The organism is Herbaspirillum sp. 3R11 (genome assembly GCF_004563925.1).
Lineage (GTDB): Bacteria > Pseudomonadota > Gammaproteobacteria > Burkholderiales > Burkholderiaceae_D > Herbaspirillum.
The window spans coordinates 191,025-214,400 of record NZ_SPNJ01000005.1 but is presented as its reverse complement, the minus strand read 5'-3'; the positions used below and the strand labels follow the sequence as shown (position 1 = coordinate 214,400).

The 23,376-nt window shown below is 57.1% G+C and carries 24 protein-coding genes and 3 tRNA genes; 4 read left to right on the top strand and 23 right to left on the bottom strand.

What is annotated here, in order from left to right:
• Positions 1-205 precede the first annotated feature (205 nt).
• The 7 genes from cheZ to E4P32_RS21000 form a co-directional block, all read right to left on the bottom strand.
• A complete protein-coding gene (cheZ, locus tag E4P32_RS21030) occupies positions 206-856 on the bottom strand; it encodes a protein phosphatase CheZ (RefSeq protein ID WP_116435521.1) in 651 nt (216 codons plus the stop codon).
• Between the two features lies 1 nt (position 857).
• The gene (cheY, locus tag E4P32_RS21025) at positions 858-1,253 is read right to left on the bottom strand and encodes a chemotaxis response regulator CheY (RefSeq protein ID WP_116435520.1); all 396 of its coding nucleotides are present in this window, start codon (positions 1,251-1,253) and stop codon (positions 858-860) included.
• Positions 1,254-1,371: 118 nt separating this feature from the next.
• Complete coding sequence (locus tag E4P32_RS21020) at positions 1,372-2,448, bottom strand: chemotaxis response regulator protein-glutamate methylesterase (RefSeq protein WP_116435519.1); 1,077 nt, start codon at positions 2,446-2,448, stop codon at positions 1,372-1,374.
• Between the two features lie 80 nt (positions 2,449-2,528).
• Positions 2,529-3,125, bottom strand: a complete 597-nt coding sequence (cheD, locus tag E4P32_RS21015) for a chemoreceptor glutamine deamidase CheD (protein WP_116435518.1) — start codon at positions 3,123-3,125, stop codon at positions 2,529-2,531.
• Positions 3,126-3,128: 3 nt separating this feature from the next.
• The gene (locus tag E4P32_RS21010) at positions 3,129-3,992 is read right to left on the bottom strand and encodes a CheR family methyltransferase (RefSeq protein WP_116435517.1); all 864 of its coding nucleotides are present in this window, start codon (positions 3,990-3,992) and stop codon (positions 3,129-3,131) included.
• Between the two features lie 105 nt (positions 3,993-4,097).
• A complete protein-coding gene (locus E4P32_RS21005) occupies positions 4,098-5,786 on the bottom strand; it encodes a methyl-accepting chemotaxis protein (RefSeq protein WP_116435516.1) in 1,689 nt (562 codons plus the stop codon).
• Between the two features lie 368 nt (positions 5,787-6,154).
• Positions 6,155-6,394, bottom strand: coding sequence for a hypothetical protein (locus E4P32_RS21000; protein WP_233526707.1), 240 nt, complete (start codon positions 6,392-6,394; stop codon positions 6,155-6,157).
• Positions 6,395-6,607: 213 nt separating this feature from the next.
• Between E4P32_RS21000 and E4P32_RS20995 the strand changes: the two genes are divergently transcribed.
• Positions 6,608-7,366, top strand: coding sequence for a hypothetical protein (locus E4P32_RS20995; protein ID WP_116435514.1), 759 nt, complete (start codon positions 6,608-6,610; stop codon positions 7,364-7,366).
• A 116-nt stretch (positions 7,367-7,482) separates the two neighbouring features.
• Here E4P32_RS20995 and E4P32_RS20990 read toward each other — a convergent pair.
• From E4P32_RS20990 to E4P32_RS20935, 12 genes are all read right to left on the bottom strand, one after another.
• A tRNA-Pro gene (locus tag E4P32_RS20990) sits at positions 7,483-7,559 on the bottom strand.
• A 76-nt stretch (positions 7,560-7,635) separates the two neighbouring features.
• Positions 7,636-8,034: a hypothetical protein gene (locus E4P32_RS20985; protein WP_116435513.1), complete on the bottom strand. Its 399-nt coding sequence runs from the start codon at positions 8,032-8,034 to the stop codon at positions 7,636-7,638.
• A 71-nt stretch (positions 8,035-8,105) separates the two neighbouring features.
• Positions 8,106-8,489 carry a DUF427 domain-containing protein gene (locus E4P32_RS20980; protein WP_116435512.1) on the bottom strand — a complete coding sequence of 128 codons (384 nt, stop codon included), beginning with the start codon at positions 8,487-8,489 and terminating at the stop codon, positions 8,106-8,108.
• Between the two features lie 162 nt (positions 8,490-8,651).
• Entirely contained in the window at positions 8,652-9,899 is a 1,248-nt protein-coding gene (locus tag E4P32_RS20975) for an MFS transporter (RefSeq protein ID WP_116435723.1), read from the bottom strand.
• A gap of 332 nt (positions 9,900-10,231) precedes the next feature.
• The gene (locus E4P32_RS20970) at positions 10,232-10,654 is read right to left on the bottom strand and encodes an Rrf2 family transcriptional regulator (protein ID WP_116435511.1); all 423 of its coding nucleotides are present in this window, start codon (positions 10,652-10,654) and stop codon (positions 10,232-10,234) included.
• A gap of 85 nt (positions 10,655-10,739) precedes the next feature.
• Positions 10,740-11,219 (bottom strand): OsmC family protein, encoded by a 480-nt coding sequence (locus tag E4P32_RS20965; RefSeq protein ID WP_167735765.1) that lies wholly within the window; start codon positions 11,217-11,219, stop codon positions 10,740-10,742.
• A 279-nt stretch (positions 11,220-11,498) separates the two neighbouring features.
• Positions 11,499-12,131 carry a hypothetical protein gene (locus E4P32_RS20960; protein ID WP_135008779.1) on the bottom strand — a complete coding sequence of 211 codons (633 nt, stop codon included), beginning with the start codon at positions 12,129-12,131 and terminating at the stop codon, positions 11,499-11,501.
• A 465-nt stretch (positions 12,132-12,596) separates the two neighbouring features.
• Positions 12,597-13,949 carry a pentapeptide repeat-containing protein gene (locus E4P32_RS20955; protein ID WP_135008778.1) on the bottom strand — a complete coding sequence of 451 codons (1,353 nt, stop codon included), beginning with the start codon at positions 13,947-13,949 and terminating at the stop codon, positions 12,597-12,599.
• A 138-nt stretch (positions 13,950-14,087) separates the two neighbouring features.
• Positions 14,088-14,282 (bottom strand): hypothetical protein, encoded by a 195-nt coding sequence (locus E4P32_RS20950; RefSeq protein ID WP_135008777.1) that lies wholly within the window; start codon positions 14,280-14,282, stop codon positions 14,088-14,090.
• Positions 14,283-14,430: 148 nt separating this feature from the next.
• Positions 14,431-14,506: transfer RNA gene (locus E4P32_RS20945), tRNA-Asn, on the bottom strand.
• Between the two features lie 245 nt (positions 14,507-14,751).
• Positions 14,752-14,827: transfer RNA gene (locus E4P32_RS20940), tRNA-Asn, on the bottom strand.
• Between the two features lie 92 nt (positions 14,828-14,919).
• Entirely contained in the window at positions 14,920-16,143 is a 1,224-nt protein-coding gene (locus tag E4P32_RS20935; RefSeq protein ID WP_116435507.1) for an amino acid aminotransferase, read from the bottom strand.
• Between the two features lie 116 nt (positions 16,144-16,259).
• Here E4P32_RS20935 and uvrB point away from each other — a divergent pair, with 116 nt between their 5' ends.
• Together uvrB and E4P32_RS24175 are read left to right on the top strand one after the other, a co-directional pair.
• A complete protein-coding gene (gene uvrB, locus E4P32_RS20930) occupies positions 16,260-18,353 on the top strand; it encodes an excinuclease ABC subunit UvrB (RefSeq protein WP_116435506.1) in 2,094 nt (697 codons plus the stop codon).
• Between the two features lie 93 nt (positions 18,354-18,446).
• Positions 18,447-19,241 carry a uracil-DNA glycosylase gene (locus E4P32_RS24175; protein WP_158559739.1) on the top strand — a complete coding sequence of 265 codons (795 nt, stop codon included), beginning with the start codon at positions 18,447-18,449 and terminating at the stop codon, positions 19,239-19,241.
• Positions 19,242-19,315: 74 nt separating this feature from the next.
• Here E4P32_RS24175 and E4P32_RS20920 read toward each other — a convergent pair whose 3' ends face one another.
• The gene (locus E4P32_RS20920) at positions 19,316-21,289 is read right to left on the bottom strand and encodes a methyl-accepting chemotaxis protein (RefSeq protein ID WP_116435505.1); all 1,974 of its coding nucleotides are present in this window, start codon (positions 21,287-21,289) and stop codon (positions 19,316-19,318) included.
• 31 nt (positions 21,290-21,320) lie between these two features.
• Between E4P32_RS20920 and E4P32_RS24170 the strand changes: the two genes are divergently transcribed.
• The gene (locus E4P32_RS24170) at positions 21,321-21,458 is read left to right on the top strand and encodes a hypothetical protein (protein ID WP_158559738.1); all 138 of its coding nucleotides are present in this window, start codon (positions 21,321-21,323) and stop codon (positions 21,456-21,458) included.
• A 28-nt stretch (positions 21,459-21,486) separates the two neighbouring features.
• Here E4P32_RS24170 and E4P32_RS20915 read toward each other — a convergent pair whose 3' ends face one another.
• The 3 genes from E4P32_RS20915 to E4P32_RS20905 are packed head-to-tail and all read right to left on the bottom strand — an operon-like array spanning position 21,487 to position 23,374.
• A complete protein-coding gene (locus tag E4P32_RS20915) occupies positions 21,487-21,909 on the bottom strand; it encodes a VOC family protein (RefSeq protein WP_116435721.1) in 423 nt (140 codons plus the stop codon).
• A 44-nt stretch (positions 21,910-21,953) separates the two neighbouring features.
• Complete coding sequence (locus E4P32_RS20910; RefSeq protein WP_116435720.1) at positions 21,954-22,757, bottom strand: sulfite exporter TauE/SafE family protein; 804 nt, start codon at positions 22,755-22,757, stop codon at positions 21,954-21,956.
• A gap of 23 nt (positions 22,758-22,780) precedes the next feature.
• Positions 22,781-23,374, bottom strand: a complete 594-nt coding sequence (locus tag E4P32_RS20905) for a malonic semialdehyde reductase (RefSeq protein ID WP_116435504.1) — start codon at positions 23,372-23,374, stop codon at positions 22,781-22,783.
• Between the last annotated feature and the right edge of the window lie 2 nt (positions 23,375-23,376).

The window sequence follows — 23,376 nt, the reverse complement described above, 5'->3', positions numbered from 1 at the left end:
ATCAGGCAGAATTATTGGCGAGGGAAGCCTCGAATCATCACGGGAATAAGGGGCGAAACGCCCCGTATTTCGGGGCAGGGGAAGCGCGTCATATCTGCCTTCAGGGGGCGAAGGCAGACGGGACGGCGGTCTGCGGTGTTGTCGGGTGGTCGTAAAAAACCACACGCAGCAACACCGCAAGCAGGAAAATTATCGTTAAAACAACTTAAAAGCCCAGACTTTCCAGCAAATCGTCAACCTGGCTTTGATTGGCGATCACGTTTTGACCGGTCGGATTGATCTGCGGACCATTCAGCAGCCCGGAATCTTCGCGCTTGGCTTCCGGCGGGGAATAATCGACCAGCAGTTGCACCAACTGGCTTTCAATATCGTGCGCCACCTCGGTAACGCGCTTGATCACTTGCCCAGTCAGATCCTGGAAATCCTGCGCCATCATGATGTCGAGCAGTTGCTGCTTGGTCAGGCTGACGTTTTCACGCGTTGCGCCGAGGTAAGCCTGGGTCTTTTCCGCCAAAGCGCGGTAATCGCCCTCCGAAAACGGCGCGTCGGTGACTGCCTTCCACTCCGCAGCCAGCGTGCCAGCACCTTCGCCGATAGCATCCTGCATCGGACCGGCAGTCTCAGTCGCCGTCAGGACGCGCTGGGCAGCCTTCTCGGTCATCATCGCCACATATTCGAGGCGGTCGCGCGCGTCCGGCATGTCGCTGGCCGCTTTTTCCAGCAAACGATCGAAACCGAGCCCACGCAGGTTGTCATGCAAGCTGCGCGTCATGTGACCGATACGCGAGAGGAACTGATCCTGCTGATCAGCTACCGGCGCGCCCGACGGCACTGCTCCCTGGGATGCGCTATCCACGTCAGCCTCCGGCGGCCAGCTTTTCGAAGATCTTGCCGAGCTTTTCGTCCAGAGTCGCGGCCGTGAACGGCTTGACCACATAACCATTGGCGCCGGCTTGCGCAGCGGCAACGATGTTTTCCTTCTTGGCTTCGGCAGTGACCATCAGCACCGGCAACTTCGCCAGCGCCGGATCCTTGCGGATTTCCTGCAGCATGGTCAAGCCATCCATATTCGGCATATTCCAGTCCGAAACCACGAAGTCAAACTGGTCGGCGCGCAGCTTCTGCAGCCCTTGCACGCCATCTTCAGCTTCATCCACATTGGTATAACCGAGCTCTTTGAGCAGGTTACGGACAATGCGGCGCATCGTGGAGAAATCGTCTACAACGAGAAACTTGGTATTAGGGCCTGCCATGATTATTACTCCATTGATTCGAAACTATTGTTGACGATAACGACACTAATTCGGCAAAACTTAAGGCCCAGCAACTAGCAACCGGTCAAATTTCCCGGATGGCCGAATGGTACTCGAACTACACCCGCAATGCACGACTGCCGTGCTCGGCAAGATAACTCAACACCCGGCCAGGCATGGCCTGCAGCGCCAGCACCTCGTGCGCCCCGCCCACTGCGATTGCTTCGCGCGGCATGCCGAAGACCACGCAGGACGCTTCGTCTTGCGCAAAATTATAGGCGCCGGCGTTGCGCATTTCCAGCATGCCCAGGGCGCCGTCCTTGCCCATGCCGGTCAGGATCACGCCGACCGCGTTCTTGCCGGCGCAGGCCGCCGCCGAATTGAACAGGACGTCGACCGACGGCCGATGACGATTGACCGGCGGCCCCTGGTCGAGCTGGGTCATGTAGTTGGCGCCGCTGCGCACCAGCTTGAGATGCGAGTGTCCAGGTGCGATATAGGCATGGCCCGGCAGGACGCGCTCGTTGCCGGCAGCTTCCTTGACCGAAATCTTGCACAGGTTGTCGAGACGTTGCGCGAATGAACGCGTGAAGCCTTCCGGCATGTGCTGGGTAATCAGGATGCCCGGGCAGTCGGACGGCATGCGGATGAGGAATTCCTTGATTGCCTCGGTGCCGCCGGTAGAGGCGCCGATGATGATCAGCTTTTCGCTCGACAGCAGCGGGTTGCGCATCTGCGGCAACGGCTCGCTGCTCGCCTTGTGCGCGTCCGGATGCGGAATGGCGCGCGGACGGATGCTGGCCTTGGACGCGGCGCGGATCTTGTCGGCGATCATGTCGGTGTATTCCTGCATACCGCTCTGGATCGAGATCTTTGGCTTGGTGACGAAGTCGACCGCCCCCAGCTCCAGCGCGCGCAGCGTGATTTCCGAACCGCGCTCGGTCAGCGACGACACCATCACCACCGGCATCGGTCGCAAGCGCATCAGTTTCTCGAGGAAGTCGAGGCCGTCCATGCGCGGCATTTCGACGTCCAGCGTAAGGACGTCGGGATTGGTCTGCTTGATCAGATCGCGCGCAATGATGGGATCGGGAGCAACGCCCACGACTTCCATGTCAGGTTGGCTGCCGATGATCTCTTTCATGACGCTGCGGATCAATGCCGAGTCGTCGACGATCAATACTTTTATTTTCATACGATGCGTACTTTCCTGAAACTGGCCCCTGCGGTCTCCGCCCGGGCCGATAAAACCCTTCTCTGCCGACGCAACCGACCTTAAAACAGGTCGACTGCCCCGCCCACCGGTTTGGCGACCAGCTTGCTGGCGTAATCCTGTTCGCGATTCACCAGTGTATTGTTGTGCAATTGCTTGAGCTTCTTGACCAGCACCTTGCCGGTGCGGGGGAAGAAATATACCTTACGCGGCCAGATATCGTTCAGATCTTCCGCCGTCACGCGAATATTTTCCGCCTTCAGGTAATCGCGTACAAATTGCGCGTTGCGTTCGCCGACGTTGATGGCGATGAAGCCGCGCAGCACGTTGCCGCCCCCGAATACCTTGGCTTCCAGGTTCTCGCGCCGGGCGCCGGCCTTGAGCACGTCATTGATCAGAATTTCCATGGCGTAAGTGCCGTAGCGCATCGAGGCCGAAATCGGGCTGTCGCCGTCGCCGCTGTCAGGCAGCATGAAGTGGTTCATGCCGCCGATGCCGGTGACGCGGTCGCGGATGCATGCCGACACGCACGAACCCAGCACCGTGACGATCATCATGTCCTTGTGCGTGAAATAGTATTCGCCCGGCAATATCTTGGCCGCGTCGCAATCGAAGGTGCGGTCGTAGTAGACGTTGGAAGCGAATTGGTCCTGGTTCATGACTTATTTCCCCGCCTTGCGTTGTGCTGCACCGAGCTCGTAGACCGTTTTTCCCTTGAGCTTCAAGGCGTCGGAGACATACAGGAAGTTTTCGGAATGGCCGGCAAACAGCAGCGCATGCGGTTTCATGAGCGGCACGAAGCGGGACAGGATCTTGCTCTGCGTCGGCTTGTCGAAATAGATCATCACGTTGCGGCAAAAGATGACGTCGAACTGCCCGGTCACGGGCCAGTTGTCACCCAGCAAATTCAGTTGCTTGAAGGTCACCAGCTTGCGCAATTCAGGACGCACCCGTACGTAACCTTCCTGGTTGCCCTTGCCGCGCAGGAAGAATTTCTTGATGCGCTCGGGCGACAGCTTGTCGATGCGCTCGATCGGATAGACGCCGTTGGCGCCGGTGGCCAGCACGTTGGTGTCGATGTCGGTGGCGATGATCTGCGCCGGCGGCGTCAGAGTGCCGTAGGCTTCGCACAGCGTCATGGCGATGGTGTAGGGTTCTTCGCCGGTGGAGGCGGCCGAACACCAGACCGTGGCAGGCTCTTTCAGCGTCTTGACGAAATCGGCAAGGATAGGGAAATGATGCGACTCGCGGAAGAACGACGTCAGATTGGTGGTCAGCGCATTGGTGAATGCCTCCCACTCGTCGCTGTCGCCGCCGCGTTCAAGCAGGTCCAGGTATTGCACGAAGGAAGCGATGCCGGTCGCACGCAGGCGCCGCGCCAGGCGGCTATAGACCATTTCCTGCTTGCTTTCGGCCAGCGCAATGCCGGCGCGCTTATAGATAAGATCCCGCACCCTGTCAAAATCGCGATTCGTAAAATCGAATTCTTTGACAGAATCGAGCTTATTCTGCGGAGCAGGTTTCAAGTTGTTGTTCCTTTTCTAATCCGGACCTATCGCATTCTCAGCATTCTCGATAGGTTACCCCCGTTGTCGAATAGTCTATCAACCTGCCCTGCCCGGTCAAGCTGTTCAAGCCGAGATCTGGCGCACCAATCCCTTGCTGTTCTCCGTCTTACCCGTTTGCTTAAGCTGCTTTGGCGTCGGCGCCGCCGCCAATGCGACCGCTTGGACAGGCGCTGCCTCCTGCGCCTGGCTGGAGCGATAGCCGACCCGGAAGCCTCCCCAATGCTTGCCGTTCACATAAATCGGTACGGAAAGATCGTGCATGACTTCGCCGGTATCGCGTTTATACGTCTGTAACAGGAACGGTTTTGTATTCGCCCCGCAACGCTTTCCAGTACGATCGCTGAAGATGCGCTTGGTGCGGTTGTTGACCAGGTCGGTGTCGTAGTCGCCGGTCAGCGGCCTGGAGAATTTTTTGTTATGCGTGGGGAAATAACCGTTGTTGTCCACCGCACCGGCATACGCCAGTTGCGGCATGGACTCGAGGATAGCTTCCTGGACGTCCGGCAATACACGGTCGGTGAAGGCGTCGAATTGCGTCGTGTGCTTGGGCGGATTGGTGTTCGGCAGCGGCTTGTAGGTGCGGTCGAACAAGGCCCCTTCGCTGATCCGGCCGGCGCCGATGGCCTCCTCGAACAACTTGCCGATACGCTTGGCGGCAGCGGCGGCGACTTTCTGGATGTCGTCGTGCTGGGTCTTGGCATTGCTCGCGGCGATGGCGTCATAGACCAGCTCGGCGCGTTCGGACAAGGCCATGGCGGACGCAGCCACACGTGGCAACTCGATGTCGGTCGCCAGCATGCCGTCACGGATTTTGAGGATGGCTTCGGCGATGCGGTGTGTGGTCTCGACATGCTCGCGGGAAGCGCGGGCGATCTGCTGGATCTCCTCTTCCGAAATCCCGGCGGAACGTTCGATGTTGCCGAGGAAGCCATGCACGCGCTCGACGTTCTGCGACGCTTCCAGCACCTTGGCGCTCAGGGATTGCATGCCGCCGGAAGCGCGCTCGGCTTCTTCCGTGATCGAACGCACCATGGCGCCGATGTCGTCGGTGGCTTCCTTGGTGCGCTGGGCAAGTTGGCGCACTTCGCCCGCCACCACCGCAAAACCGCGCCCGTGTTCACCCGCGCGCGCCGCTTCGATGGCAGCGTTGAGCGCCAACAGGTTGGTGCGTGCAGCGATCTCGCTGATGACTTCGGTGATGCCGTGGATGCGCTTGGATTTTTCCTGTAGCGCCGACATCATCGCCGACGCGTTCTGCGCATCGGTGCGCGCCTTGCCGATCTGTTCCAGGCCGAGGTCCACTTCCGCGCGGCCGGCCACGCTTTCGGCGCGCACGTCGGCGGCCACTTTGGAAGCGCGCTCGGCATTGGCGGCGATCTGCTCGGTGGTGCTGGCGTTCTGCTCCGAACCGGTGACGATGCCGTTGGCGGCCTGCACGTCCTGGGCGATCTTGTTCTTGATGGAGTCGACGAAATAGGAGGTCTCAGCGGCGCCGATCATGATGTGGTCGATCTCGCTGCCGATCTTGTCGACGAAGCCGCCGCCCTGGTCGGACTCGCCGCGCCGCGCCAGGCGCGACAGGATCACCGCCACCGCCGTCGCAATCACCGCCAGCCACAAGGGCGACAGAGGTACCGGCAGCGCCAACGCGCCGAGACCGGCGAAAATGCCGACGCCGACCGCAATGGGAACAACCACCTGAATCAGCACGTCCAGCGAGCGCGACAGCGCCCTGCTTTTCCTCTCGAACATACAGCAGTCTCCTCACGAGTTGCCGTCATGCCTGGTCTTGGTCTGATTGGCATGTACGGATGTCATCCGAACAACTTTTATCAGGAAGGAAATTATGAATACGCCGCGCGGTCCGCTATCCGTTGTTCTCGTTCGAGCAAACCGACGCGCAGCCTTCCCCTATTTTTGGCCCAGCTTACAAGGGATAACTTACGCGTAACTTATGCGGAACGGTTTGGTGGGGGATTCTCCCGGAACTGCGCTCAGGGAAAATGTATACCGCTCCGGCCATACTCGCAGGTAGGCCCTGCAGCCGGTGATATTGAGGAACGAAGAAAGGTCGCCGCCGCCCGCCGATCAGGCCGGGGCGACGGGATGATGCAGGATGATTACTTGGGACGAACGCTGATGTGCTCATCCAGTGCGCGCTGTGCAAGCTCAAGCGACTTGAGCGCTGCCTGCCAGGGTTCATAGTCGGCCATCGTCAACCATTCGGCGCCGGGATTCTTCTTCCACTCTTCCAGCTTTGCATTCAACAGCTCGTACTCGCAAAGTTGCGCTTCCAGCAGCGCCTCTATCTCCAACCGGAGTTCATCGGCGCGCAGTTTCCATGCATCAGGTGTGTCCATGTCGATCTCCATAAAGTCGCAGAATCCTAGCATGAAAACCTTTACGCGCAGAGGCAGAAAAGATACCCCCCAACAGCGCAGGCAGGTGCGCGGGCACGCTATACTCCCCTGACAATACGCGTTAGAACGCGATAAGACATATACGGGGAAGCAGATAATCTTGCACAGCCGGCTGCACAACGACGCGGCGAAAAACGGGAAGGGAAAATACCGATGCAGGTAAAAACGCTGACCGGCGCGACACGGCTTTGCGCCGCAGCGCTGGTCTTTGCCGCTGGTGCGATCACCTGCGGCAGTACGCATGCCGCCACCGGCTACTACCTCGTCTCCGTCTACAGCGCCGAAAATCAACTCTCCGTCGACTACAAATACTGGAACGCCAAGAAACACGACAGCGCGCCGTTCGGCTCGCCCGAAATCGGCATCGGCTATGGCGTTACCTCGCAGTGGTACACCGAAGTCTACGGCGTCTACTCGCAGACCGCAGCGCAAGGCACGCGCTTCGGCAGCCTCAACTGGCAAAACGATTTCTTGCTGACGCAGGGTCAATACTGGTTCGACCTGGCCATCCACACCAACATCGAGCAATACACGCGGCGCGACGGCTACGGCCTGGAATGGGGCCCGGTTTTCCAGACCGAAATCTGGCGCACGCAGCTCAACGCCAACATCTTCCTGCAACGCGACTACCGCACCAGCCAGAACAACGCCACCCAACTGGTATATCAATGGCAGGTCCGCCAGCACTGGAAACCGCTGCTCAACTTCGGCGTGCAAGGCTTCGGCGAACTCGGCCGCTGGGACAACTGGAGCAGCAAGGCCGACCAATCGCATCGCGTCGGCCCTGCCCTGTTCGGCACCTGGTACCTGCCCAACGCACACAAGATCCTGTACGAAAGCGCGTACCTGATCGGCAAAAACAGCGGGCGTCCGGCGAAGAGTTTTACGATGCGGGTGCAGTACGCGTTCTGAAATTCAGGCACACCGACGGGTGTTTTTCGACCGCGCAAAACAAAACAGCACTGAGCCGGCGATGCCGATTCAGTGCTGTTTTTCCTTATGGATTGCTCCGCAAGGTTTGGATCTATTGGTCGGGACGGAGTGATTCGAACACTCGACCCCTTGCACCCCATGCAAGTACGCTACCAGGCTGCGCTACGCCCCGACGAGCCGACAATTATAGCAGAGTGGAATTTGTTTTGTCTCTGCCAACATCCATCGCGACGATTTCCTCCCTCTGCTTACAGCGACACCGCCGTGGCCTGGTCCTTGTCGTCCTTGTTCTTCTTGTCTTGCGGGCCCGGCTCCTTGATTTCCAGATTCTGTGCGCGCAGCTTGTCGCGAATCAGGCGGAACGCGTCGACGTCGAGCATCGGCGAGGCGCTGGGCTGGCGCTTCTTTGCCTTGCGGCTGTCCGAACTTACCGGCGGAGGAATTTGGCTGGCGCTGGAAGCAATTTGTGCGAGCTGGTCGTTTTCCTCGATCAGCCTCAACGCAGCGGCCGAGAGCGTGATCTTGTCGAGCGGCGCAGACGGCGCAGCAGTGGCGGCCGGGACAGGCGCGACGCTGGCAGTTTTGGCTTCCGCCGCGTTGTCCGCGTACGCCGATTGCGGCAAATTACCGTTTGCGCCGATCAACATGACTTGCTCCCGCTGATTATTGTGATCCTCAGGTAACGGCCGCCGTCGCTACATCTTTAGTACGTGAACAATCAGGCGACGTCGCGCACCTCAAGCGCATCGACGCGATCCGGATAGAAAGCGACATAGCCCTTGATCGCCGCCACGGCATCATAGGGCTCCTCGTAACTCCAAACGGCGTTGACCGAGCGGTCAGCCCCGAGCGGGATGCTGTAGTAGGAGCATTCGCCCTTGTAGGGACAGTAGGTCTGGTGATCGGTCCGTTCGAGCAGACTGAAGTCGACGTCTGCGCGCGGGATGTAATACACGGGCGGATAACTCGCCTCCTTCAGCGCCAACGCGGCGCGCGTGTCGGCAATGGTGCGGCCGGCCAGCGAGACGACCACGCGGGCCGCAGTCGGCGTGATGGTGATGGGATGATCAGGTCCGGGAACCTTGACAGGTCGTATGCTCATGGAATGACTCCTTGTTGGAACGACAACACGGTCAACAGGACCGCGCAATATAACCGCACCTCATGATGATGTGAGAGGCGCTGCCGCGACTAGTTCCGCGTTCGGCGCGACGACTTCGCCAATGAAAAAAGCCCGTGCGTTTCAGCGCACGGGCTTTGTTTGTTACTTGCTCAATATTTCATCAAGCTTCTTGTTGCCCATGCCGAAGCTGGCAATCGCAATCAGACCCAGCAGGCCCAGTGCACTGCCCAACCACAAGGTGGATGGAATGCCAGCGGCATCAACCACGACACCGCCGACGAAGGAACCGACGGCGATGGCGACCTGCACGATGCTGACGAACAGCGCCGAACCGGCTTCAGGCAAATCCGGCGACGACAGTTGCAGCCAGATGCTCAGGCACAGCGGAATCGCGCCGAAAGCCACGCCCCAGGCAATCACCATCGCGGTCACGCCGAGTTGCGACGCATGCACCAGCGGCATGGCTAACAAGGCCAGCATCAGCAACACCACCACGGAGAACAGCGATGCCTGCAGGTGGCGCGTGACAAAGGCCGAAATCACCAGGTTGGACACAAAACCGACAAAGCCGAACGCCAGCAGCACTGAGGTAATCTGCGTCAAGGTGAAACCATTCTGACCGAGGAAAGGCGCGATATAGGTGTACGACGAAAAATGCGCGCCGAACACCAGTGCCACCATCAGCAAGCTCTTGCGTGGATTGCGACGGCTTACCAGTGTAGTCAGGTCACGGAAGCGGATCGCCGCCTTGGACGGCAGCGACGGCAACAGCAAGGTTTGCGCCGCCAGCGCCAGCGCGGCCAGGATCCCGGTCGCGATGAACGATGCACGCCACGACGACAAGCCGCTGATGAAGGTACCCAATGGCACGCCGATCACGGTTGCGAACGTCACGCCGCTGAGGATCATCGCGGTCGCCTTGGCCGCGTGCTCCTGCCGCACCAGCCGGCCGGCAGTTGCCAGCGCCAGCGTCCAGAAACCACCCAGCGCCGCGCCCAGCAGTGCACGGCCGAGCAGCATCACGCCGAAGGTCGGTGCGAACGCCGATACCAGGTTCGACGCCAGCAACAGCACCGACAGCATCAACAAGATGAAGCGACGATTGATGCGCCCTGCTCCCAGCATCAGGCCCGGCGCAGAAATGGCGGCGACCACGCCAGGCGTCGTCACCATCAGGCCGGCAGTGCCCGGCGATACGCCGAGGTCATGGGCGATCTGCGGCAACAGGCCGACCGGCAAGAACTCGGTCGTCACGAACGCGAAGGCGCCGGTCGCCACTGCGACCACCGACAACCACGAACGCAAAGGCGAGGCCGCGTTTTCCGCTGCGCTGAGCGGGTCGTGTGCGACCTCGACCGACGCGTTATTCACCGCGATATTCTTTTCCATTGAAAACTCCTGAATCTGTTTGGCCCTGCGCCACCCCAGCGCGTTGAACCGATTGTCTATGAATGCATGCAGCCGCCGCCAACCAGTGATGCCGGCTGCGGTGAAATGCAATGTCCTGCCTGTTTCGTCGTCCGTCTTGCAGATGCTCATCGCTCAAACTGTCTTATTTTTAATGACAGTTTTGAAATAAAAATGAGGACCGTTGACCGATCCTCCTTTTTCGAGCATCCCTGAATGTGGCTTTTCGCCTTATCTATGTGCAAGGCCAGATAGTTGAACAATTGGCCTTGTCGTGAATTTCCTTGTGAACCTGGTGCGATCCTGCCTGCTTGCTAATCGCAGATCGTGCTGACCAGTTCGGAAAGCTTCCTGCCCTTTAATACTTTCAACATCGCGCCTTCGACTTCGGAAATCACCGGATCCAGCGCCATGTCCATGCCGCAACTGACGCGGCAACATGGATCTTTGGGCCGGGTATTGTGCTTGAGCACCGGCTCTTCTTCCACCGCCTGGTAAATTTCAGCCAGGCTTATTTGCGAGGCCGCGCGCGCCAACTGTGCGCCGCCGCCCTTGCCTTCCTTGGTCACGACCAGATGCGCCTTCGACAACTTGCGCAGCAGTTCGCGCACGAACACCGGATTGGTGTTGACGCTGGCCGCAATGGCGGCGGAGGACAAAAACGCTTCTCCTCCCCGGGTCGCGTGCTCGACGCTGACCAATATGTGTGCCGCCACGGCAAATCGACTCGACTTCATACTGTATTTATATTCGATACAGATACCCAAGTCAAGCAACTTGTCCGAATATGCTTATACCTCTGCAAAAAAACTGCAAGTCCCGTCAGGTTTCCGTGGCCGTTGACGTCGGCACAACCGCAATCTCGGTCAGCACCGAATTGGCCAGGAAGCACTGCTCATGCGCCGCATGATGCAAGGCCTCGTCTTCATCCGGCGTCGGCACGCGGCCGCGGTAGGCGATGGCCGGCTGCAAGGTCGCCTTGCTGACCATCAGTTTGCCCTTGGCATTCTTTTCCATGACAGCAGTTGCACGGTCGACATAACTATCGACCACAAAACCCTGCTTGGCCGCGATGGCCAGGAAAGTCAGCATATGGCAACTCGACAGCGACGCCAGGTAAGCCTCTTCCGGATCGACGTTGTCGGCCGAGGAATACGGCAAGGGAACGATATGCGGCGATGATGACGCCGGCACTTCCACGCCGCCGTCGAAACGCCAGCGGTGCACCCTGCTGTAGCGATTGTCGGTGAACACTTCGTCGCTGCCGCGCGTCCACAAGATGCTTGCCTCGATTTCTATCATGCAAAATCTCCCGTCGAAGTGCGCCAGCATACCTGCAAAATTCCCAACCTGCAGGCGAGCGCTTTGGCGCCGACCAACGAAAAAGCCCCGCACGGATGCGAGGCTTTCGAATTTTTTGGCTCCCCGAGCCGCACTCACTACGAACCTTTAGAATTTTAACACTAGTGGTTCAACTCCCGCCTCACGTCATCGCGCCCAAGCATGCACTCCTGTCCAAGACATCCAAAAACCGAAGTTCTTTCCTTAAGCAAGACTCCAACTGATCGCTGATCTGCGAACCTATACCGACCAGACTTCCCAATAAAACAATCCAGAATCCATTGTGTTGCTATTAGATCCTGAAAAATCGCATTGTTTGCGATGTGTGGCGTTCAAAGCGCCAGCTAAATTGTCTGCTAACAAGTCCGTTTCCTCAGTATCGCTTTCACCGAAATAGCCCCACGCAATTCGTCCTTTTTCCCTACTAAAACTCGTTAGTGCTTGAAACATTAAATCCATTTCTTGTCCGGGCGGACCAGGAAATTTGTCTCCCAGAAAATTAAAATTAATCATAGAGACCTGATCAATATTTTTCGCAGCCTCATACATACAACTCTGCATTCTGATCACGAAATGAGCAATATGAAGCCCCATTAACGCTCTATTTTCAGACAGCGAAATAGTGAGCCTCTCTCCTTTGGTAACATTGATAAGCGGCCCAATTTCAACACGAATTTTCCCCTCTGAAGTCTCAGCTCTGCTGTAGTGTCGTTGCAAACCAAGTTCTCGAATGAAATGCTCCGCCGAATCTCTGATTGCCTCCTCTTTCGCCGAAATCGCAAATATCGAAACAGCTGGGCTTACATTTAGTTCTTCAAAAAAAACAGATAGAAAACAGTCTCGATATTTTTTTGAAGCATTTTTCCACTTCATCAAAATTCCGGTCTTATGGCGAAGCCTATGAGCGAGCCGAGCAGCAAGCATTGCGTGCTGCATGTGAGAAGACATTATTAATACGGTCGTATGCCACGTTTCGCCGGTTAGCTGCTCACTCGGAGAGTGATCCATAGAAAGACTATATAGACCATGTACACTCTCGCGCCGCATGTGTTGTTGTAGCACCTCCAATAGATGCTCTCTAGACATGGTGGTTACGCATGCAGAAAAGGAGTTTAAAAACTTTGGCAAAAATAAAGTGATTATGGCTCCCCAAACCATACCCGCTAGGAGCTTTCGAGGTTTTAACGCGATGCATCTAGCTCCCCCTTCTGGCTTTGCCGTACTCAAAAAGGTATCTCAACAAAATCTGTCCTCGCTCATCACGACTTTGATCACAACAACTCCCGCACGTTGATTCCGGTGGCAATCTTAAGACTATGAATTTTGCCCTCGCAAAAATCACTTCATCTTGAATAAGTTGCGCAAAGCCAATGCGACAAAAAACCATCCTGCTAAAGCCATAACTTTTTGAACCACAATAAACGGGATTACGATTCCAATGTGCTCACCACCGAATATCGATTCACGCAATGCATCGCTTGCTTTTTCAATGCCAAGTGGAGGAAGGCTTTGCAACACAGAAAATTCTATTGTGCCTAATAACGTTAGCGTATCGAATCGACAACTGGCTATCGAGGGGCAATTCGTATACGCGCTTAAACCGCAGTAGAGTGCAAAAAAGAAGATCAGGGGCAATACAATTAGAAAGAACAGAGGTTTAGCAATCGAGAATCCATAACCAGCTACGCGCTCATATAGAAAATACAACGCTGCGACACCCAGCTTAGAGCCCCTTTTCTCTGCATCTAACTCAAGTACTAAAAAGCGTTGTTCTTCACGTGTTATTTGATGCTTGCTCATCGCGTGTCTTAATGTGCTAAACGCTTTTGCGACTGACGGATCAGCAATTTCCACTCTAGAAAATTCTGCACCATCGAAGGAAGTATTTTGATGCAAATCACAGTTATGAAACCAAGGAGCCACCTTAAATTTTGCACCTATAAATGTAGTTTCGTGAAGAAACTTTCGATTGCTAAAATCTGCGCAGCCACCAAATTCAACGTCCCTGAAAGAAGCTCGCCCAAAAGTTCCTAACTTTCCATCTGGTTGTTGCTGGCCTGAAAAATCGACGTCTTTCGCAAAATGCGCCCTGTCAAAACATATTGTTCCGAATTTAGTGTTCGAGAAATATGTCGAGTCGCAAAAAATGCTGCCTCTAAAATTGGCCGAATATAAATCAGAATGACGGAAAAAAGTGCGACCTCGAAATTCGCAGCTATCGAAAAGTACATCCCTTTCAAATTTACACTCAGCTGAAAATTGATTTTCGAACCTAACTCCTAGAAATCGCGCCGGGCCGAAAAATCTTGAATTAAAGATTGATAGCCCTCCTTTAAAACAGGTATTGGTAAAGATGATTCCGGTATGAAATTCGTATCTTCCCAGTGAAAAACCGTCTTCAAACACATGATCGCCAATATCAATGACGTAGGCTCGACGTGCCTCAGTCCACATCCATATTGTGACCTCATTTGTGTCGCCATCTTGCCGAGACCATCTATATTCAGTTCTGTGTTGAGGATCCGCGTTTTCTGCGGAAATTAAAACCTGCTGCCATTCATTGAAAACTAGATGTCCCTGCAATAATTTATTCAGGCAGAGCGCCTGCCACTCTTTGCGAGTTAGGTTGCGATCAACTCCGTAGTTTTCATGCTCAGGTTCGATCTGTGTAAAAGTGGGCCGAGCACTCATTTTATTTTCCCAAAAAAGACTCTAACTTTTAATTTTTCTAATTCGCATTGCACCGTCGCAACATACCTGCGTAGGCTTGCAGTAGGAACGATTGGTGAGGGATATCGATTTTCTCTACGAACCAAATCTTCAGTCGAATCAACGGCGATCAGTCTTTTTAAATTTCGGAAGAAATTTTTCCTGAATATCTTTTTTAAAGAGGCTTACAAAAGTTTGAGCCAAACCCACAATCTCAGCCCTTTCAGGAAGATCGCTTTCCACTGTCATGTTCTTGATTATTTTGGCGCTCGGAGGTGAGCGTTTGATCTTTTTGCCGCCAGTTTCGCTTTTCATGGTCTACCCCGATCGGAAGAAGAACCGTGAAAATAACGCAAATTGCCTTACAACTCAAAGACTTAAAGAAATACTCGAATTTTGGACAAAAAAAAATGAGCTTCGCCAAAATGGCGTAACTCATTGTTTTCTAAAACTAAAGTAATTATGGCTCCCCGACCTGGACTCGAACCAGGGACCTGCGGATTAACAGTCCGTCGCTCTACCAACTGAGCTATCAGGGAACAGCAGAGGGCGCGATTATGAACTAAATTTTCCTTCGCGGCTATATCTCCACGACAGAAAATTGCTAAATAACTCGCTACGCGCCGCCCTCTTCTTCATCACGCCTTGCGGGCAATGCGCGACAAGGAAAAACGATGCCGGAACAGGCCGCGCGTGCTCGCCGCGATGCATATCGGCGACACACGAAAACGACTTTCCGGAATTGAAAAAGCCCCGCACGGATGCGAGGCTTCTTCGAATTTTTTGGCTCCCCGACCTGGACTCGAACCAGGGACCTGCGGATTAACAGTCCGTCGCTCTACCAACTGAGCTATCAGGGAACAGCAGAGAAAAAGATTATGACCGGAATTTTAATTACTGTCAAAACCTTTTTGCATCCCGGCCATTTTCAGGCTGGAATGCACTCCCCCGATCAGAGCACCTTGGCGATGGCGTCAACGACGGCATCGATGTTCTTGGTGTTCAGTGCAGCCACGCAGATGCGGCCGGTGTCGACGGCGTAGATCGAAAACTCATTGCGCAGGCGCTCGACTTGCGCCTTGGTCAGGCCCGAGTACGAGAACATGCCGCGTTGCTTGATGACGAAGTCGAAATCGTGCGCAGGCGCTTTTTCTTTCAGTTTCGCGACCAGCAGCTGGCGCATTTCGCGGATGCGCACGCGCATCTCGGCCAGTTCGCTTTCCCACAGAGCGCGCAGTTCCGGCGAAGCCAGTGCAGTAGCCACAACCTGGCCACCGTGGATCGGCGGGTTGGAGTAGTTGGTGCGCACCACGCGCTTGAGTTGCGACAGCACGCGAGTGGCTTCTTCATTGGTCGAGGCGACGATGCTCAACGCACCGACGCGCTCGCCGTACAGCGAGAACGACTTCGAGAACGAGTTCGACACGAACAGCGGACCGCCTGCTTCGGCGAAGCGGCGCACCACCTTGCCGTCTTCTTCGATGCCGTCGCCGAAGCCTTGATAGGCCATGTCGAGGAACGGAATCAGGCTGCGCGAGGTCACAACTTCAATGACTTGCGTCCATTGATCGGCAGTCAGGTCGGCGCCGGTCGGGTTGTGGCAGCACGCGTGCAGCAGCACGACCGAGCCGGAGGCCATGGTCTTGAGCGCATCCAGCATGCCGGCGAAGTTCACGCCGCGAGTGGCCGCGTCGTAGTAAGGATAGTTGTTGACGGTGAAGCCGGCCATCTCGAACAGCGCGCGATGGTTTTCCCAGCTTGGGTCGCTGATCCAGATCTGGGTCGATGCCGGCGAGAAATGTTTGATGAAGTCGGCGCCGAGCTTCAGTGCGCCGGTGCCGCCCAAGGCTTGCACGGTGATCGCACGCTTCTCTTGAACAACTGCGCTGTCGGCACCAAATACCAATTCCTGGACTGCCTTGTCGTACGTTGCCAGACCATCGATCGGCAAGTAGGTACGCGGCGCCAGTTTGGCGGCCAGTTCAGCTTCCGCTTTTTTCACGCACTCCAGCAGCGGCACCTTGCCGTTATCGTCGTAGTAGACGCCAACGCCGAGATTGGTTTTGCCCGGATTCTTGTCGGCATTGTATGCATCGGTAATGCCGAGAATAGGGTCGCGGGGCGCCATTTCGATGGCGGTGAAAAGGGAGGAGGAGGCTGAGAGAGGTGCGTTCATCGTGATAACATAAAAAGTTAGCTGCAAACGTAGATTGCAGTCGGGATGGATGCAGGGCAAAGCCGCGAGCCGAGCACCGTTTTGCAACACGTAATTTTACCAAAGGTCGAATGACAATGGCTGATTTATCCCCTGTTTCCGCAGCATCTTCTACGCTCGACGAGAGCAAGTTCCTGACGTTTCCTGATTCTCCTTACCGTCTGTACCAGCCCTTCCCGCCTGCCGGCGACCAGCCGGCCGCCATCGACAAGCTGGTCGAAGGGGTGCATGACGGTTTGTTCTTCCAAACCTTGCTGGGCGTGACCGGCTCGGGCAAGACGTATACGATGGCCAACACCATCGCCCGCCTCGGCCGGCCGGCGATCATCTTCGCGCCGAACAAAACGCTGGCGGCACAGCTTTACAGCGAATTTCGCGAGTTCTTTCCGCAAAATGCGGTGGAATATTTCGTCAGCTACTACGATTACTATCAACCGGAAGCCTACGTACCGCAGCGCGATCTGTTCATCGAGAAAGATTCCTCGATCAACGAGCACATCGAACAAATGCGCCTGTCGTGCACCAAGTCGTTGATGGAACGACGCGACGTTGTCATTGTGGCAACGGTATCGGCGATTTACGGTATCGGTAACCCCAACGAATACCACCAGATGATCCTGACCTTGCGCGCCAAGGACAAGGTCAGCCAGCGCGACGTCATCGCGCGCCTGATCCAGATGCAATACTCGCGCAACGAAGTCGATTTCGGCCGCGGCACCTTCCGCGTGCGCGGCGACACCATCGACGTGTTCCCGGCCGAGCATGCCGAGCTGGCGGTGCGCATCGAAATGTTCGACGATGAAATCGACAGCCTGCAATTGTTCGATCCGCTGACCGGCCGCGTGCGCCAGAAGATTCCGCGCTTTACCGTCTACCCGGGTTCGCATTACGTGACGCCGCGCGCGACCGTGCTGCGCGCCATCGAAACCATCAAGGACGAACTGCGCGAACGGCTGGAATTTTTCCGCAAGGAAAACAAGCTGATCGAAGAACAACGCATTGAGCAGCGCACCCGTTTCGACATCGAAATGATGACCGAGATCGGCTTCACCAAAGGCATCGAAAACTATTCGCGCCACCTGTCCGGCGCCAAGGCCGGCGATCCGCCGCCGACGCTGGTGGATTACCTGCCGCAGGACGCGATCATGTTCCTCGATGAGTCGCACGTGCTGATCGGCCAGTTGAACGGCATGTACAACGGCGACCGCGCGCGCAAGACCAACCTGGTCGACTACGGTTTCCGGCTGCCGTCGGCGCTGGACAACCGGCCACTCAAGTTCGACGAGTTCCAGGGCAAGATGCGCCAGACCATTTTCGTCTCGGCCACGCCGGCGGAATATGAAAAGACCCACTCCGACCAGGTGGTCGAGCAAGTGGTGCGTCCGACCGGCCTGGTCGACCCGCTGATTACCGTGCGTCCCGCAACCACGCAGGTCGACGACCTGATGCAGGAAATCACCATCCGCGTGAAGAAGAACGAGCGCGTGCTGGTGACGACGCTGACCAAGCGCATGTCGGAGCAATTGACTGAATTCCTCAGCGACAACGGCATCAAGGTGCGCTATCTGCACAGCGACATCGACACCGTCGAACGCGTTGAAATCATCCGCGACCTGCGTCTCGGCACCTTCGACGTGCTGGTCGGCATCAACCTGTTGCGCGAAGGCCTGGACATTCCCGAAGTGTCGCTGGTGGCGATCCTCGACGCCGACAAGGAAGGCTTCCTGCGTTCCGAGCGCAGCCTGATCCAGACCATCGGCCGCGCGGCGCGTAACCTGAACGGCATGGCGATCCTGTACGGCGACAAGGTCACCGATTCGATGCACAAGGCCATCGGCGAAACCGAACGCCGCCGCGCCAAGCAGGTGGCCTTCAACGAAGCCAACGGCATCACGCCGACGGGCATCAAGAAAGAAATCCGCGAACTCATCGATGGCGTCTACAGCCCGCAGGAAGCACGCGTGGAACTGATGGTGGCGCAGGAACAGGCCAACTACGAGGCCATGAGCGAGAAACAGGTCAGCAAGGAAATCAAGCGCCTCGAAAAGCTCATGCAGGATCACGCCAAGAACCTGGAGTTCGAAAAAGCCGCCAAGGTGCGCGACCAGCTGCATCAGCTCAAGCAGCAATTGTTCGGCGCTGCCGGCGACGACACGGTGGCCGTGGCCTAATTCGAGACAACCAAGAAGCGTCCTGGACTGCCCGCATTGATTTATGATGCGGGCAGTTTTTCATTTCCGATCAACCTTCAGCAATCCTTCATCATGCCGGCTACCGTCCCCACCGCCCTGCTCGATCTCTGCGCCAGCGCCGATCCGTCCTGGCACGCCATCCTGAAAACCGGCCTGCAAGCCATTGCCGCTCTCGACTCCGACTATTTGCCGGCGCTGGTGCAAGACGCCACCTATCTGCCGACCGAAGGCCGCCTCTTCGCCGCGTTCAAACAACCGATTGAAGAGGTCCGTTACGTACTGGTCGGCGAAGGCCCTTACCCGCGCGCCGCCAGCGCCACCGGTGTCTGTTTCATGGATGGCGCGGTCGGTTCGCTGTGGTCGGACAAGGGCTTGTCCAAACAGGTTAACCGCGCGACGTCGCTGCGCAACTTCATGAAGATGCTGCTGGTCGCCGATGGGCGCGTGCCGGTCGACAAGACCAGCGGCGACGCCTTGCTCGACATCGCCGCCAAGGCGCAGGCCGACACTGCCGGCACCATCCAGACGCTGGCCGATCTGCAGGACAACCTGACTGCGCAGGGTTTCCTGCTGCTCAACGCCAGCCTGGTGTTCCGCACGCACGTGAAACCGGTCAAGGACGCCAAAGCCTGGAAGCCGTTCTTTGAAACCGTGTTGAAGGGATTGGCGCAGCACGCCGAGGATAAAAAAAAGACACTGCCGACACTGGTCCTGTGGGGCAAGATCGCCGAAGAGCTGCACGGCTTGCCGGTAGTTGAGCGCTTCCCGCGCGCGGTAGCGGAACATCCCTACAATCTGAGCTTCATCGCCCATAGCGGCATGCAGGAGCTGTTCGGCGCCATGCACTTGCTGAAGAAGCAGGCGTAGAAGCATTTCCGTTACGTGAAAAAAAAGCGGCGCCGCTACGTTAGCGACGCCGTTTTCATTTCTAGCTGCTCTGCTCAAAACTCTTCCCAGGATCCGTTCTCGTCACCACCCGTTTTCATCGCCTTGCTCTCGCTGGCGGGCTTGGCGGTAGCGATCTTGGCGACCTCTTTCCTGACAGCAGGCTTGGCTTTGATCGACGGCGCCGATAGCGTGATATCGACGGTGCGCTTGGCGACGCGGCCGACTGGCGCAACGGCCCTGTCTTCCAGCTTGAACTCGGCCACCACCTCGGCCAGATGCGCAGCCTGATCCTGCAAGGATTGTGCAGCGGCGGCGGCTTGCTCCACCAATGCAGCATTCTGTTGCGTGGCCTCATCCATCTGTGTAATGGCGCGACCAATCTCGGCGATGCCAGAACTCTGCTCCTGGCTGGCAGCGCTGATTTCTCCCACGATGTCAGTCACGCGACGCACGCTGGAGACCACCTCGGTCATGGTGTGGCCGGCCTGTTCGACCAACTGGCTTCCAGCGTCGACTTCGTGCACGGAAGCATCAATCAGTGACTTGATCTCTTTGGCCGCAGTAGCGCTGCGTTGCGCGAGACTGCGCACTTCCGACGCCACCACCGCGAAGCCTCGGCCCTGCTCGCCGGCCCGTGCCGCTTCTACCGCGGCATTGAGGGCCAGGATATTGGTCTGGAAAGCAATACCGTCGATCACGCTGATGATATCGACGATCTTGCGCGCGGAGGCGTTAATCGATCCCATGGTATCGACCACTTGCGCCACCACTGCTCCTCCCTGCACCGCAACTTCGGATGCGGAGACGGCCAGTTGGTTGGCTTGACGCGCATTGTCTGCGTTCTGCTTGACGGTAGAGGTAAGTTCCTCCATCGCCGAAGCGGTTTCTTCCAATGAACCGGCTTGCTGCTCGGTGCGGCCGGACAGATCGAGATTGCCGCTGGCGATTTCACTCGACGAGGTTTTGACGGACTCACTCGCGTGACGGATTTCCAGCAATGTCGCAGCGATCTTTCCTGTGAAACGATTGAAGGCGCCGGCAATCTGAGACAGCTCATCACGCCCTTCCGCATTGAGGCGACAAGTCAGATCGCCTTCGCCGGACGCGATATCTTCCAGCGCATCACGCACCAGTCCAAGCCGTTTCAGCAAGCTGGTGATCGTCCATGTCAGCAACACTGCGGCGGCGGCAATTGCGAGAATCGCGGCGATCGCCGATGTGACGATCAGAGAGCGGATCGAATGGGTTGCTTCGGCATAGTTCAGCGCCACGACCAGCGACCAGTCCGTACCTTCGATCGCGCGTACGAAGAGCAATACCCGGACGCCGTTAATCCTCGCCTCACCGCCCTGCTGTCCCATTGCCGCCAACGTTTGCGGCGTCAGCGATTGATCCAGAGCAGAGATCGGCTTCAACGCCAGTTCCTTGTTCGGATGCGTAATGATCACCCCGTCCTTGCCGACGATGAAGGCAAAGCTGCCCGGCGTTGGTTTGATGCCGGCCACATTGCGTACGACATTGTCGAGCTGCACGTCGGATCCAACCACCGCTTTGAGATCGCTCTTGCCGCCGACGGCTTCAGCAAAGGTCACCACCAGCTTACCGGTTGTCGCATCGACATAGGGCGCCGTCAGTACCGGTGCGCCTGCATTGACGGCCTGCACGTACCAGGGTCGCCCGGTCGGGTCATACCCCGGCGGCATATCGTGCAGGGCCAGCATGCGCTTGTCCGGATAGCCGATGTAGGCGTCGTCAAAAGCCCCCGCTTCTTTGGCCGCGGCAATGATGGGCACCACGTCATTCTGCTTGAGCGCCTGCTTCATCGATCCGGTGATGGTGCGCTTGCTGCGGACCCACTCGGCAATGTTCGCAGCATGACTATCCGTCAGCTGCTCCATCTCCGTATTCAGGGTTTCCAACGTGTCGCGCCGCACGCCGTAGATATTGGCAGCGCTTAAGGCAATCATGGCGAACGCCACGATCAGGACGCAAATAACGATAAGGCGGGTCCGAAGTGAGGACAGCATGATATTTCCCCCGAGTGATGCAGCAGACGCAATGGATACAACGGATGCAAATGCGCAAATGTGCGTCGCCTCCTCAATGCCGGAAAGCATTGTTGAGCTGCGACAACTTTATATCGACGACAACCGCGAACGGCCAAACGCTGCGACAAAAGAAACCCTCACCTTGTAATCCAATATAGCAGGCATTTATTTCAATTTCATCTGGCAAAAATCTGGTTCATCGAGGCAAAGCCTTTGAACTCCAGCGAGTTGCCCGACGGATCCTGGAAGAACATCGTCGACTGTTCGCCCGGCTCCCCCTTGAAGCGCGTCTGCGGCTCGAGAAGGAAAGGCACCTTCGCCGCCGCGATGCGCCGGGCCAATGCATCCCACGAGACCTGGTCAAGGATGATGCCGAAATGTGGAATCGGGACATTGTTGCCGTCGACGTTGCCGGCGCCCTGCGGCACGACCAAGTCCTTTTTCAGATGCAGGGACAATTGGTGCCCCATGCAATCGAAGTCAACCCAGCGTTCGGTGCTGCGGCCCTCCGAGAAGCCCAGCACGCCGCCATAAAAACTGCGCGCCTCGTCGAGGTCGCGCACGAAGAAAGCCAGGTGAAAAGGATGCAATGCGCTCATGTTCTGCTCCATAAAAAAGATATTCCCGATAATGCCATCATGATCTACAGCATGCCTACCAGCATCTTGGTGCCGACCGCAATCAGCATCAGTGCGAACAATTTTTTCAGCTTCGCCACCGGCAAGGCATGCGCCATCCGCGCGCCCAGCGGCGCCGTGAATACGCTCGCCACGGCAATGCCGATCAATGCAGGCAGATAGACGAAACCAACACTGGGCGACGGCAGACTCTCGATGCGCAAGCCATTGACGACAAACCCGATCGTGCCCGCCAATGCGATGGGGAAACCCAGTGCCGCCGAGGTGCCGATCACCGTGTGCAACTGTACGTTACACCAGGTCATGAACGGTACCGACAAGGTGCCGCCGCCAATGCCGACGAAGCTGGAGAACACGCCGATGGCGCCGCCAGCACTCAGCAAGCCTGGCGTCTGCGGCAACTGCCGGCTGGCCTTTGGTTTCAGATTGAGCAGCATCTGCACCGCGACGAAATAGGCGAAGCCGATGAAGATCATCTTCAGCAACTGGCTCGACATCTGCGCCGCCAGCCAGGCGCCGAGCAAAGTGCCCAGCATGATGCCGGGCGTCATGCGCCGAACGATCGCCCAGTCCACCGCACCGCGCGCATGGTGCGCACGCAGGCTGGAGATCGAGGTGAACAGGATCGACGCCATCGAGGTCGCCAGCGCCATGTGCTGAATGTATTCCGTTGGAAAGCCGTGCGCGGCAAAGATGAACACCAGCGCCGGCACGATCACGGTGCCGCCGCCGACGCCAAGCAAGCCGGCGAGGATGCCGGTGCCGGCACCGAGGAGAAGATAGGAAATCAGTTCAGGAAGAAATTGCATGATCAATCATCGGAATCAAAAAATCAAAGAAGCTGGCAAGCCTGCTCAAACGACAAACGCGGACTGCGCGGAAATAACTTGCTGCTATCGCCGTGGCCGAGATTGCACAGAAAATTGACGCGATGGCGGCCGTCGGCGAAAAAAATCGCATTGAGCTTGTCCGCATCGAAACCCGACATCGGCCCGACGTCGAGCCCGATGCTGCGCGCCGCCAGCATCAGGTAAGCGCCCTGCAGGCTGCTGTTGCGGAATGCGGTTGCTTCAGCCAACGCCGGCTTGGACGCAAACAGATCACGCATACCCGGATTGTGCGGAAACAATTGCGGCAGCAAGTCGTAGAACTGCGTGTCGTAAGCGATCACCGCCACCACCGGCGCGGTCATCACCTTGTCGACGTTGCCCGGATTGAGCGCCGGCCGCAGCCGCTCTTTCGCCTCCTCGCTACGCAAAAACAGCATACGCGCCGGCGAACAATTGGCGCTGGTCGGCGCCAGTTTCATCAGCGCATAGAGCTGGTGTAGTTCATCGTCGCTGACCGCCGTCGGCAACCAGCCGTTCTGCGTACGCGCCTGGCGAAACAGGCGGTCGAGCGCCTGATCGGAAATCACATCGGTCATCT